The sequence below is a fragment of the Enterobacter sp. Res13-Sevr-PEC09-46 genome (assembly GCF_015672585.1).
Classification (GTDB): Bacteria; Pseudomonadota; Gammaproteobacteria; order Enterobacterales; family Enterobacteriaceae; genus Enterobacter; species Enterobacter hormaechei_C.
Genome location: NZ_JADABR010000001.1, coordinates 17,707 through 30,024, shown reverse-complemented (window position 1 = coordinate 30,024; position 12,318 = coordinate 17,707). Strand labels below are relative to the sequence as shown.

The window sequence follows — 12,318 nt, the reverse complement described above, 5'->3', positions numbered from 1 at the left end:
ATACTTAGCACACCTGTAGCGCTGTGCTGGCGGATAGTCTGCCTGAGACAAGTTTTCAAGGATCCGTAACGTGATTAACGACATCAGAAAAGATGCTGAAGTACGCATGGAAAAATGCGTAGAAGCGTTCAAAAACCAAATCAGCAAAATCCGTACTGGCCGTGCTTCCCCAAGCCTGCTGGATGGCATTATCGTAGAATATTACGGTACGCCAACGCCTCTGCGTCAGCTGGCGAGCGTGACGGTAGAAGATACCCGTACCCTGAAAATCAACGTGTTCGACCGCTCAATGAGCCCGGCCGTTGAAAAAGCGATCATGGCATCCGACCTGGGTCTGAACCCAAGCTCAGCCGGCGCGGATATTCGCGTTCCACTGCCTCCGCTGACGGAAGAGCGTCGTAAAGACCTGATCAAAGTAGTTCGTGGTGAAGCTGAGCAGGGTCGTGTTTCCGTACGTAACGTGCGTCGCGATGCGAACGATAAAGTGAAAGCCCTGCTGAAAGAAAAAGAGATCAGCGAAGACGACGATCGTCGTTCTCAGGACGACATTCAGAAAATGACCGACGCGGCCATCAAGAAAATTGATGCGGCGCTGGCAGAAAAAGAAGCGGAACTGATGCAGTTCTGATTTTCGCTGTACACTGATAAACGCCGTTCAGAAGGACATTGAGTCTTGCTGGCGGCGTTTTGCTTTTATCTGGTCTAACTTTTGGGCATCTCATGAAGCATCTCACTCTCCTCGGCTCGACCGGCTCTATCGGTTGCAGCACTCTCGACGTTGTACGTCATAATCCTGACAGCTACACCGTGGCCGCGCTTGTGGCCGGAAAAAACGTGCAGCGAATGGTCGAACAGTGCCTGGAGTTTACCCCCCGTTTTGCGGTGATGGATGACGAAGAGAGCGCCCGCCAGGTGAAAGCGTTGTTGCAGGAGAAGGGCTGCCGTACCGAGGTACTCAGCGGGCAACAGGCGGCTTGCGATATGGCCGCGCTTGATGAAGTTGATCAGGTCATGGCGGCAATCGTCGGGGCGGCGGGTCTTCTGCCAACGCTTGCCGCTATTGATGCGGGGAAAGATGTCCTGCTTGCGAACAAAGAGTCGCTGGTCACCTGCGGACGCCTCTTTATGGAGGCGGTAAAACAGCGTGGGGCGCGTCTTTTGCCGGTCGATAGCGAACACAACGCGATTTTTCAGAGTTTGCCTCAACCTTTTCAACAAAACCTGGGGTACGCTGACCTGGAGCAGAATGGCGTTGTGTCGATTCTGCTTACCGGGTCTGGTGGCCCGTTCCGTGAAACGCCACTGTCTGAATTGAGCGCAATGACGCCGGATCAGGCGTGTCGTCATCCGAACTGGTCAATGGGGCGTAAGATCTCCGTCGATTCGGCCACCATGATGAACAAAGGTCTGGAATACATTGAAGCTCGCTGGCTGTTCAATGCGTCGGCGAAACAGATGGAAGTGCTGATCCACCCGCAGTCGGTGATTCACTCGATGGTGCGCTATCAGGACGGCAGCGTGCTGGCCCAGCTGGGCGAACCGGATATGCGTACGCCTATTGCTCATACGATGGCGTGGCCAAACCGCGTAAAATCGGGCGTTAAGCCTCTCGATTTTTGTAAGCTGAGTTCACTGACGTTTAGCGAGCCTGATTATGACCGTTATCCCTGTCTGAAACTGGCGATGACGGCCTTCGATCAGGGGCAGGCGGCGACAACGGCGCTTAATGCAGCCAATGAAGTGACCGTTGAAGCATTCCTGAATCAGCAGATCCGCTTTACTGACATCGCCGCGTTGAATTTATCCGTGCTGGAGATGATGGATTTGCGTGAGCCGCAGAGCGTCGAAGAGGTGCTGGCCGTGGATGAACAGGCACGCATTGTTGCGCGTAAACAGGTGACACGTCTCGCAAGCTGGTGATAAAGCAAGCACTAGTCGTCGTGCTATTTGTTAGCGTTGGGCTTCAGTGATATAGTCTGCGCCACCTGATCGCAGGTATTTGGCTTTAAGTGGTCAGGTAAGCCGTGGTTTGACACGGCTTTTTTATGTATAGGCTTCAGTATTCCTGTGTACCGTTAAATCCTTTCAGGGACTAAAAACGCGTTATGTTGTCTGCGAATCAACCAATAAGCGAAAACTTGCCAGCACATGGCTGTCGCCATGTTGCAATCATCATGGATGGCAATGGCCGCTGGGCGAAAAGACAAGGGAAGATACGAGCCTTTGGGCATAAAGCTGGGGCGAAATCTGTTCGCCGCGCCGTCTCTTTTGCCGCCAATAACGGCATTGATGCGTTAACGCTCTATGCTTTTAGCAGTGAGAACTGGAATCGACCTGCGCAGGAAGTGACTGCGTTGATGGAACTGTTCGTGTGGGCGCTCGATAGTGAAGTAAAAAGCCTGCACCGCCACAACGTCCGCTTGCGTATTATTGGCGAAACCAGTCGTTTTAACTCACGTTTGCAGGAACGGATTCGCAAAGCAGAAGCGCTGACGGAAAATAATACCGGCCTGACGCTCAATATCGCGGCGAATTACGGCGGACGCTGGGATATTATCCAGGGGGTTCGGCATTTGGCTGAGCAGGTTCAGGAAGGGCTGTTAAGACCCGACCAGATTGATGAAGAGGCGCTGAGTCAGCAAATCTGCATGAATGAACTGGCACCCGTGGATTTGGTTATAAGGACAGGGGGGGAACATCGCATAAGTAACTTTTTGCTGTGGCAAATTGCCTACGCCGAACTTTACTTTACGGATGTTCTTTGGCCAGATTTTGATGAACAAGACTTTGAAGGTGCGCTGCATGCCTTTGCCAATCGAGAGCGTCGTTTCGGCGGCACCGAGCCTGGTGGCGATAACGCCTGATGGGGGTAGCTTTTGCTGAAGTATCGCCTGATTTCCGCTTTTGTATTAATACCCGTCGTCATCGCAGCGCTGTTTTTACTGCCTCCGGTGGGATTCGCTATTGTTACGCTGGTGGTGTGTATGCTCGCCGCGTGGGAATGGGGGCAGCTTAGCGGCTTTACCTCGCGCACTCAGCGGGTATGGCTGGCGGTACTCTGTGGTTTTTTACTGGCCCTGATGCTGTATACCTTGCCTGAATATCATCATGATGTTCACCAGCCGCTGGTTGCCGGATCCTTATGGATATCGCTGGCCTGGTGGATTGCTGCGCTTGTTTTAGTGCTTTTCTATCCGGGCTCTGCGGCGATCTGGCGTAACTCTAAAGTGTTGCGCCTTATTTTTGGTCTGCTCACGATTGTTCCGTTTTTCTGGGGTATGGTTGCGTTGCGCGCCTGGCACTATGACGAAAACCACTACAGCGGCGCGATATGGCTGCTTTATGTGATGATTCTCGTCTGGGGGGCTGACTCCGGGGCCTATATGTTTGGTAAACTGTTCGGTAAACATAAACTGGCGCCAAAGGTTTCTCCGGGTAAAACCTGGCAAGGCTTCATCGGCGGCCTGTTTACGGCAGCGATTATCTCCTGGGGCTATGGCGTCTGGGCGAATCTTGAGGTTGCCCCCTCGACGCTGCTGGTATGTTCGATTTTCGCGGCGCTGGCATCGGTGCTGGGTGATTTAACCGAGAGTATGTTTAAGCGTGAAGCAGGGATTAAGGACAGTGGTCACCTGATTCCAGGACATGGCGGAATACTGGATCGCATTGACAGCCTTACCGCGGCTGTTCCCGTATTTGCTTGCCTGCTTTTACTGGTGTTTGGGACGATATAACGGAAGGTTTTATGCTGAGCATTCTCTGGAATCTGGCGGCGTTCATTGTTGCACTGGGTGTACTGATTACCGTGCATGAATTTGGCCATTTCTGGGTTGCCCGGCGCTGTGGTGTGCGGGTGGAGCGATTCTCGATTGGCTTTGGCAAATCGCTCTGGAAGCGCACCGATAAGCATGGCACCGAGTTTGTCATTGCTCTGATTCCCCTGGGCGGCTATGTCAAAATGCTCGACGAACGCGTTGAGCCTGTCGCCCCGGAACTTCGCCATCGCGCGTTTAACAATAAAACTGTTGGACAACGTGCTGCCATCATCGCTGCCGGCCCGGTAGCCAATTTCATCTTCGCTATCTTCGCCTACTGGCTGGTGTTTATCATCGGCGTGCCTGGCGTGCGCCCGGTTGTGGGCGAAATCACCACGGGTTCTATTGCGGCAACGGCGCAAATTACACCGGGAATGGAACTTAAAGCGATTGATGGTATCGAAACCCCTGATTGGGATGCCGTGAGGTTACAACTGGTTGCCAAAATTGGTGATGAGCAGACAACCGTCAGCGTATCGCCATTTGGTTCCGACCAGCGGCAGGAAAAAGTGCTGGATTTACGCCACTGGCGCTTTGAGCCAGACAAAGAGGACCCTGTCGCTGCACTCGGGATTCGACCGCGCGGCGCGCAGATCGAGCCGGTATTAGCCGAAGTACAGGCCAAATCGGCAGCGAGTAAAGCAGGTTTACAAGCGGGTGACAGGATCGTTAAAGTCGATGGTCAGCCATTAACACAATGGATGACCTTTGTTACTCTGGTGCGCGATAATCCAGGCAAGCCGCTCGCGCTGGAAGTGGAAAGGCAGGGGAGTTCGCTCTCACTGACTCTCACCCCGGATACCAAATCGGGCGGCGGTAAGGCGGAAGGGTTTGCAGGCGTTGTGCCGAAAGTGATCCCACTGCCAGATGAGTACAAGACAATACGCCAGTATGGGCCGTTTAGCGCCATCGTTGAGGCCACGGATAAAACATGGCAGCTGATGAAGCTTACGGTCAACATGTTGGGGAAATTGATAACCGGTGATGTGAAACTGAACAACCTCAGTGGGCCAATTTCGATTGCTCAGGGGGCTGGGATGTCAGCGGAGTTCGGGGTGATTTACTATCTCATGTTCCTTGCGCTGATTAGCGTGAACCTGGGGATAATCAACCTGTTCCCGCTTCCCGTATTAGATGGGGGCCATCTGCTGTTTTTAGCGATTGAAAAGCTAAAAGGCGGACCGGTATCCGAGCGAGTTCAAGACTTTAGTTATCGCATTGGCTCGATTTTGCTGGTGCTGTTAATGGGACTTGCACTTTTCAATGATTTCTCTCGGTTGTAAGAGAGTTAGTTAGGAAGAACGCATAATAACGATGGCGATGAAAAAGTTGCTCATAGCGTCGCTGCTGTTTAGCAGCGCGACCGTATACGGTGCTGACGGGTTCGTAGTGAAAGATATTCATTTCGAAGGCCTTCAGCGTGTCGCCGTTGGTGCGGCCCTCCTCAGTATGCCTGTGCGCCCCGGCGATACGGTTAATGATGAAGATATCAGTAACACCATCCGTGCTCTGTTTGCCACTGGCAACTTTGAGGACGTCCGCGTCCTGCGCGATGGTGATACGCTGGTGGTTCAGGTAAAAGAACGTCCAACGATTGCCAGCATCACTTTCTCCGGTAACAAATCGGTGAAAGATGACATGCTCAAGCAGAACCTTGAGGCATCGGGTGTTCGTGTGGGGGAATCTCTGGACCGCACAACCCTTGCAGACATTGAAAAAGGTCTGGAAGATTTCTACTACAGCGTCGGTAAATACAGCGCGAGCGTTAAAGCGGTTGTTACACCGCTGCCACGTAACCGTGTTGACCTGAAACTGGTCTTCCAGGAAGGTGTTTCTGCGAAGATCCAGCAGATCAACATCGTGGGTAACCACGCGTTCAGCACCGACGAACTGATCTCCAACTTCCAGCTGCGTGACGAAGTGCCGTGGTGGAACGTGGTAGGCGATCGTAAATACCAGAAACAGAAACTGGCGGGTGACCTTGAAACCCTGCGCAGCTACTATCTGGATCGCGGTTACGCCCGTTTCAACATCGATTCAACTCAGGTGAGTCTGACTCCGGACAAGAAAGGTATCTACATTACCGTTAACATCACAGAAGGCGATAAGTACACGCTTTCGGGTGTTGAAGTCAGCGGCAACCTGGCAGGACATTCAGCTGAAATTGAATCTCTGACCAAAATTCAGCCGGGCGATCTGTACAGCGGATCTAAAGTCACCAAAATGGAAGACAGCATTAAGAAGCTGCTCGGCCGTTATGGTTATGCGTATCCGCGTGTGCAAACGCAGCCGGAAATTAACGACACGGATAAAACCGTTAAGCTGCACGTTAACGTTGATGCGGGCAACCGCTTCTACGTGCGTAAGATCCGCTTCGAAGGTAACGATACCTCTAAAGACTCCGTTCTGCGCCGTGAAATGCGCCAGATGGAAGGGGCATGGCTGGGAAGCGATCTGGTAGATCAGGGTAAAGAGCGTCTGAACCGTCTGGGCTACTTCGAAACGGTCGATACCGATACTCAGCGTGTACCAGGTCGTCCGGATCAGGTTGATGTTGTTTATAAAGTTAAAGAACGTAATACCGGTAGCTTCAACTTCGGTATTGGTTACGGTACTGAAAGTGGCGTGAGCTTCCAGGTCGGTGTTCAGCAGGATAACTGGCTGGGTACGGGCTACTCTGTCGGTATCAACGGGACGAAAAACGACTACCAGACCTACTCTGAGTTCTCCGTTACCAACCCATACTTCACCGTTGACGGTGTAAGCCTGGGCGGTCGTATCTTCTATAACGACTTTAAAGCGGACGATGCGGACCTCTCCTCGTATACCAACAAGAGTTACGGTCTGGATGGTACGCTTGGCTTCCCGGTTAACGAATACAACACCTTGCGCGCAGGTTTAGGGTACGTGCATAACGACCTGTCCAACATGCAACCGCAGGTGGCGATGTGGCGTTACCTGGACTCCATCGGTCAGTCGGCGAGTACGTCCAGCGATGACAACGGTTTCGCCGCGGATGACTTCACCTTCAACTACGGTTGGACCTACAACCGTCTTGACCGTGGCTACTTCCCGACGGAAGGTTCACGCGTCAACCTGAACGGTAAAGTGACTATCCCGGGCTCGGATAACGAGTTCTACAAGGTCACGCTGGATACAGCGTCCTACTTCCCAATTGATGAAGATCACAAGTGGGTTGTTCTGGGTCGTACCCGTTGGGGTTATGGTGACGGTATTGGAAGCAAAGAACTGCCGTTCTATGAAAACTTCTACGCCGGTGGTTCAAGCACCGTGCGTGGCTTCCAGTCCAATAACATTGGTCCGAAAGCGGTTTATTACGGCGGTAATGACGAAGATAACTGCGCAAGCCGTGATCCTAAGCAAGTATGTAGCTCTGATGACGCAGTAGGTGGTAACGCTATGGCCGTGGCGAGCCTCGAGTTCATCACGCCTACGCCGTTTATCAGTGATAAGTATGCGAACTCCGTGCGTACCTCCTTCTTTATGGATGCAGGTACGGTGTGGGACACCAACTGGGAGAACACCGCACAGATGCGTGCGGCGGGGGTTCCGGACTACAGCGATCCGAGCAACATTCGCATGTCCGCAGGTATCGCATTACAATGGATGTCACCGCTGGGGCCGTTGGTCTTCTCTTACGCCCAGCCGTTTAAGAAATACGATGGAGACAAAGCGGAGCAGTTCCAGTTTAACATTGGTAAAACCTGGTAATAATCCGCTGCAATGGAATGCGTTGGCAGTGTAGCGCTGACAACCGGCGATCGGTAACACGGTCGCCTTGCCACGCAAAGAACGGTACCCCTCGGGTGCCAATGGGATGGTAAGGAGTTAATTGTGAAAAAGTGGTTATTAGCTGCAGGTCTCGGTTTAGCGATGGCAACTTCTGCTCAGGCAGCGGATAAAATTGCAATCGTCAACATGGGTAATTTGTTCCAGCAGGTTGCACAGAAAACCGGTGTTTCTGCAACGCTGGAAAACGAATTCAAAGGCCGTGCGAGCGAACTGCAACGTATGGAAGGTGATCTTCAGTCCAAGATGCAGCGTCTTCAGCGTGATGGTTCTACCATGAAAGCGAGCGAGCGCAGCAAACTGGAAAAAGACGTCATGTCTCAGCGCCAGACCTTCTCTCAGAAAGCACAGGCTTTCGAGCAGGATCGTCAGCGTCGTTCTAACGAAGAGCGTGGCAAACTGGTGACGCGTATTCAGTCTGCCGTTAAAGCAGTAGCAGCCGATCAGAGCATCGATCTGGTTGTTGATGCGAACGCCGTTGCATTCAACAGCAGCGATGTTAAAGACATCACCGCTGATGTTCTGAAACAGGTTAAATAAGTAATGCCTTCAATTCGACTGGCTGATTTAGCTCAGCAGTTGGATGCAGAATTACACGGTGATGGCGATATCGTCATCACCGCTGTTGCGTCCATGCAATCTGCTAAAGCAGGCACTATTACCTTCATGGTAAGCCCTAAGTACCGTGAACACCTGGCCCAGTGCCAGGCGTCTGCCGTTGTGCTGACGCAGGACGATCTTCCGTTTGCCACTAGCGCTGCACTGGTAGTGAAAAATCCCTACCTGACCTATGCGCGCATGGCCCAAATTCTTGATACCACGCCGCAGCCGGCACAGAACATTGCAGCCAGTGCTGCGATTGATCCGACGGCTCAGCTGGGTAACAACGTATCAGTCGGCGCAAACGCCGTTATCGAATCCGGCGTTGTTTTGGCTGATAACGTGGTGATTGGCCCTGGCTGCTTTGTTGGAAAAAATACGAAAATTGGCGCAGGGACTCGTCTGTGGGCCAATGTCTCTGTCTACCATGAGGTTGAGATTGGCGAGAATTGTCTCGTTCAGTCCAGCACGGTGATTGGTTCTGACGGATTTGGTTACGCCAACGATCGGGGTAACTGGGTTAAGATCCCTCAGCTGGGTCGCGTGATTATCGGCGATCGTGTGGAGATCGGCGCTTGTACAACTATCGACCGCGGTGCGCTTGACGACACCATTATTGGTAACGGTGTTATCATAGACAACCAGTGCCAGATTGCACATAACGTTGTGATTGGCGACAATACCGCAGTTGCGGGTGGTGTTATCATGGCAGGCAGCCTGAAAATTGGCCGTTACTGCATGATTGGCGGTGCCAGCGTGATCAATGGCCATATGGAAATATGCGACAAAGTCACGGTGACGGGGATGGGTATGGTGATGCGTCCAATCACTGAGCCTGGCGTTTATTCCTCAGGTATTCCGCTGCAACCGAACAAGGTCTGGCGTAAAACAGCTGCACTGGTGATGAATATTGATGATATGAGCAAGCGACTCAAAGCGATTGAGCGCAAAATCGATCAACAAGACTAAGCGTTCATCCGTTTAACGCTAAATTTCCCGGCCTGTCGGCTTTGTTTATAAACCGGCAGGCCGTGTTATTATTGCTACTTAGTACATTTGACAGGAAGAGTATTTTGACTACTGACACTCATACTCTGCATATTGAAGAGATTTTAGAACTTCTGCCGCACCGCTATCCGTTTTTACTGGTAGACCGTGTGCTGGATTTTGAAGAAGGTCGTTTTCTGCGCGCAGTGAAAAATGTCTCCGTTAACGAGCCGTTCTTCCAGGGGCACTTCCCTGGTAAGCCTATCTTCCCGGGTGTATTGATCCTGGAAGCGATGGCACAGGCTACCGGTATTCTGGCGTTTAAAAGCGTAGGTAAACTGGAACCGGGTGAACTCTATTACTTCGCGGGTATCGATGAAGCGCGCTTCAAGCGTCCGGTCGTGCCTGGTGATCAAATGATCATGGAAGTCACTTTTGAAAAAACGCGTCGCGGCCTGACTCGCTTCAAAGGCGTAGCTATGGTTGACGGCAAAGTTGTTTGCGAAGCGACAATGATGTGTGCGCGTAGCCGGGAGGCCTGATACGTGATTGATAAATCCGCCTTTATTCATCCTACCGCCATTGTGGAAACGGGTGCCATCATTGGTGCCAACGTCCACATTGGCCCGTTTTGTATTGTTGGACCCCATGTCGAAATTGGTGAGGGTACAGTACTGAAATCTCACGTTGTCGTGAATGGTCATACCACCATTGGCTGCAACAATGAGATCTATCAGTTCGCCTCCATCGGCGAAGTTAACCAGGATCTCAAGTATGCTGGCGAACCGACCCGCGTGGAAATCGGCGATCGTAACCGCATTCGCGAAAGCGTCACCATTCATCGTGGTACAACGCAAGGCGGTGGATTGACGAAGGTGGGCAGCGACAACCTGTTTATGGTTAATGCGCATATTGCGCACGACTGTACCGTGGGTAGCCGCTGTATTCTCGCCAACAACGCAACGCTGGCGGGACACGTATCGGTTGATGATTTCGCCATTATTGGCGGCATGACCGCAGTCCATCAGTTCTGCATCATTGGTGCACACGTGATGGTCGGCGGATGCTCCGGTGTGGCGCAGGACGTCCCACCGTTTGTGATTGCGCAGGGCAACCATGCCACGCCGTTTGGCGTGAACATCGAAGGTCTCAAGCGTCGTGGTTTTAGTCGCGAAGCGATTACTGCCATCCGCAACGCGTACAAACTGCTGTACCGTAGCGGTAAAACGCTGGAAGAGGCTAAGCCGGAAATTGCCGAGCTGGCGAATAAGCACCCTGAAGTGAAAACGTTCATGGAATTCTTTGAACGTTCAACCCGTGGTCTGATTCGTTAATGGTCGACAGTCGTCCGCTTACCATCGCCCTGGTCGCCGGAGAAACCTCCGGCGATATTCTTGGTGCAGGTCTTATCCGCGCGCTTAAAGCCCGTGTACCCAATGCCCGCTTTGTGGGCGTGGCTGGGCCGCTGATGCAGGCCGAAGGCTGTGAAGCCTGGTATGAAATGGAAGAGCTGGCTGTGATGGGCATCGTCGAGGTGCTGGGGCGCTTGCGTCGCCTGCTGCATATTCGCGCCGACCTTACCCGCCGCTTTACCGACCTTAAGCCCGATGTATTTGTCGGCATTGATGCGCCTGATTTCAATATTACCCTTGAAGGGAACCTGAAAAAGCAGGGGATCAAAACTATCCATTACGTCAGTCCGTCCGTGTGGGCGTGGCGACAGAAACGCGTTTTCAAAATCGGACGATCCACTAATCTGGTGCTGGCTTTTCTGCCTTTCGAAAAAGCGTTTTACGACAGATTTAATGTCCCGTGCCGTTTTATCGGTCATACCATGGCGGATGCCATGCCGCTGGATCCGGATAAAAACGCGGCGCGTGACGAACTGGGCATCCCGCATGATGTGCACTGTCTGGCGCTGCTGCCAGGGAGCCGGGGTGCGGAAGTTGAAATGCTCAGTGCCGATTTCCTGAAAACGGCGCAAATTCTTCGCAAGACTTATCCCGATCTTGAAGTGGTCGTGCCGCTGGTGAATGCCAAACGCCGCGAGCAGTTTGAGCGTATCAAAGCCGACGTCGCCCCGGATCTTCACGTCCGCCTGCTGGACGGAAAAGGGCGGCAAGCCATGTTTGCGAGTGATGCCGCACTGCTGGCTTCCGGCACGGCTGCTCTGGAGTGTATGCTGGCAAAATGCCCAATGGTGGTCGGTTATCGCATGAAGCCGTTTACCTTCTGGCTGGCAAAACGTCTGGTAAAAACAGATTACGTATCCCTGCCAAACCTGCTTGCGGGTCGCGAACTGGTGAAAGAGCTCTTGCAGGATGAATGCCAGCCGCAGGCACTGGCTGATGCATTACTGCCGCTGCTGGCCAACGGTAAAACCAGCCACCAGATGCATGATACCTTCCGTGAACTGCATCAACTGATCCGCTGTAATGCTGATGAGCAGGCGGCCGATGCGGTGCTGGAGTTAGCACAATGATGGAATTTATTTATCCCCATACCCACCTCGTTGCAGGTGTGGATGAAGTCGGTCGTGGCCCGTTAGTGGGTGCCGTTGTGACCGCGGCGGTGATCCTCGATCCAGCCCGCCCGATCGTTGGCCTGAACGACTCGAAAAAACTGAGTGAAAAGCGTCGCCTGGCGCTGTTCGATGAAATTAAAGAAAAGGCGCTGGCCTGGAGTCTCGGGCGCGCAGAGCCGGATGAGATCGACGATCTGAACATTCTGCACGCCACCATGCTGGCGATGCAGCGTGCCGTCGCTGGCCTGAAGATTGTGCCTGAGTATGTGCTGATCGACGGTAACCGTTGCCCGGCGCTGCCGATGCCTTCCATGGCTGTTGTTAAAGGCGATAGCCGCGTCGCAGAAATCAGTGCGGCGTCAATCATTGCCAAAGTGACGCGCGATGCCGAAATGGCCGCGCTGGACCTCGCTTATCCCGCGTATGGTTTCGCCCAGCACAAGGGATATCCAACGGCTTTCCATCTGGAAAAGCTGGCTGAACATGGCGCAACTGAACATCATCGGCGCAGCTTTGGCCCGGTGAAACGCGCGCTGGGACTGGTGTCCTGAATCAAGACGCAAGCAATTAAGTAACGCGGGA

Annotated in this window: 12 protein-coding genes; all 12 read left to right on the top strand. The window is 52.8% G+C overall.

Features of this window, described 5'->3' with window-relative positions:
- The first annotated feature begins 70 nt into the window (after window positions 1-70).
- The 12 genes from frr (at window position 71) to rnhB (ending at window position 12,287) form a co-directional block, all read left to right on the top strand.
- Complete coding sequence (gene frr / locus IMQ56_RS00150; protein ID WP_017383739.1) at window positions 71-628, top strand: ribosome recycling factor; 558 nt, start codon at window positions 71-73, stop codon at window positions 626-628.
- Window positions 629-720: 92 nt separating this feature from the next.
- Window positions 721-1,920 carry a 1-deoxy-D-xylulose-5-phosphate reductoisomerase gene (gene ispC / locus IMQ56_RS00145; RefSeq protein ID WP_023315432.1) on the top strand — a complete coding sequence of 400 codons (1,200 nt, stop codon included), beginning with the start codon at window positions 721-723 and terminating at the stop codon, window positions 1,918-1,920.
- Window positions 1,921-2,105: 185 nt separating this feature from the next.
- Window positions 2,106-2,864: a (2E,6E)-farnesyl-diphosphate-specific ditrans,polycis-undecaprenyl-diphosphate synthase gene (gene ispU, locus IMQ56_RS00140; protein ID WP_003856176.1), complete on the top strand. Its 759-nt coding sequence runs from the start codon at window positions 2,106-2,108 to the stop codon at window positions 2,862-2,864.
- Window positions 2,865-2,876: 12 nt separating this feature from the next.
- Window positions 2,877-3,734 carry a phosphatidate cytidylyltransferase gene (gene cdsA, locus IMQ56_RS00135; protein ID WP_003856175.1) on the top strand — a complete coding sequence of 286 codons (858 nt, stop codon included), beginning with the start codon at window positions 2,877-2,879 and terminating at the stop codon, window positions 3,732-3,734.
- 11 nt (window positions 3,735-3,745) lie between these two features.
- Window positions 3,746-5,098, top strand: coding sequence for a sigma E protease regulator RseP (gene rseP, locus IMQ56_RS00130; protein ID WP_003856174.1), 1,353 nt, complete (start codon window positions 3,746-3,748; stop codon window positions 5,096-5,098).
- A gap of 31 nt (window positions 5,099-5,129) precedes the next feature.
- Window positions 5,130-7,547 (top strand): outer membrane protein assembly factor BamA, encoded by a 2,418-nt coding sequence (gene bamA / locus IMQ56_RS00125; RefSeq protein ID WP_003856172.1) that lies wholly within the window; start codon window positions 5,130-5,132, stop codon window positions 7,545-7,547.
- Window positions 7,548-7,670: 123 nt separating this feature from the next.
- Entirely contained in the window at window positions 7,671-8,165 is a 495-nt protein-coding gene (gene skp / locus IMQ56_RS00120) for a molecular chaperone Skp (RefSeq protein ID WP_006810039.1), read from the top strand.
- A 3-nt stretch (window positions 8,166-8,168) separates the two neighbouring features.
- Complete coding sequence (gene lpxD, locus IMQ56_RS00115; protein ID WP_045344483.1) at window positions 8,169-9,194, top strand: UDP-3-O-(3-hydroxymyristoyl)glucosamine N-acyltransferase; 1,026 nt, start codon at window positions 8,169-8,171, stop codon at window positions 9,192-9,194.
- A 104-nt stretch (window positions 9,195-9,298) separates the two neighbouring features.
- Entirely contained in the window at window positions 9,299-9,754 is a 456-nt protein-coding gene (gene fabZ, locus IMQ56_RS00110) for a 3-hydroxyacyl-ACP dehydratase FabZ (protein ID WP_003856165.1), read from the top strand.
- Between the two features lie 3 nt (window positions 9,755-9,757).
- Complete coding sequence (gene lpxA, locus IMQ56_RS00105) at window positions 9,758-10,546, top strand: acyl-ACP--UDP-N-acetylglucosamine O-acyltransferase (RefSeq protein WP_003856164.1); 789 nt, start codon at window positions 9,758-9,760, stop codon at window positions 10,544-10,546.
- Window positions 10,546-11,694 (top strand): lipid-A-disaccharide synthase, encoded by a 1,149-nt coding sequence (gene lpxB / locus IMQ56_RS00100; RefSeq protein WP_003856161.1) that lies wholly within the window; start codon window positions 10,546-10,548, stop codon window positions 11,692-11,694. The genes lpxA and lpxB overlap by 1 nt, the downstream gene beginning before the upstream one ends.
- Window positions 11,691-12,287 (top strand): ribonuclease HII, encoded by a 597-nt coding sequence (gene rnhB, locus IMQ56_RS00095; RefSeq protein WP_196063535.1) that lies wholly within the window; start codon window positions 11,691-11,693, stop codon window positions 12,285-12,287. Before lpxB ends, rnhB begins: the two co-directional genes overlap by 4 nt.
- Window positions 12,288-12,318: the final 31 nt, after the last annotated feature.

Bases quoted from the DNA above. Each gene is read 5' to 3' on its own strand.
- ispC (WP_023315432.1), top strand. From the start codon at position 721: ATGAAGCATCTCACTCTCCTCGGCTCGACCGGCTCTATCGGTTGCAGC.
- ispU (WP_003856176.1), top strand. From the start codon at position 2,106: ATGTTGTCTGCGAATCAACCAATAAGCGAAAACTTGCCAGCACATGGC.
- rseP (WP_003856174.1), top strand. From the start codon at position 3,746: ATGCTGAGCATTCTCTGGAATCTGGCGGCGTTCATTGTTGCACTGGGT.
- bamA (WP_003856172.1), top strand. From the start codon at position 5,130: ATGGCGATGAAAAAGTTGCTCATAGCGTCGCTGCTGTTTAGCAGCGCG.
- lpxD (WP_045344483.1), top strand. From the start codon at position 8,169: ATGCCTTCAATTCGACTGGCTGATTTAGCTCAGCAGTTGGATGCAGAA.
- lpxB (WP_003856161.1), top strand. From the start codon at position 10,546: ATGGTCGACAGTCGTCCGCTTACCATCGCCCTGGTCGCCGGAGAAACC.
- rnhB (WP_196063535.1), top strand. From the start codon at position 11,691: ATGATGGAATTTATTTATCCCCATACCCACCTCGTTGCAGGTGTGGAT.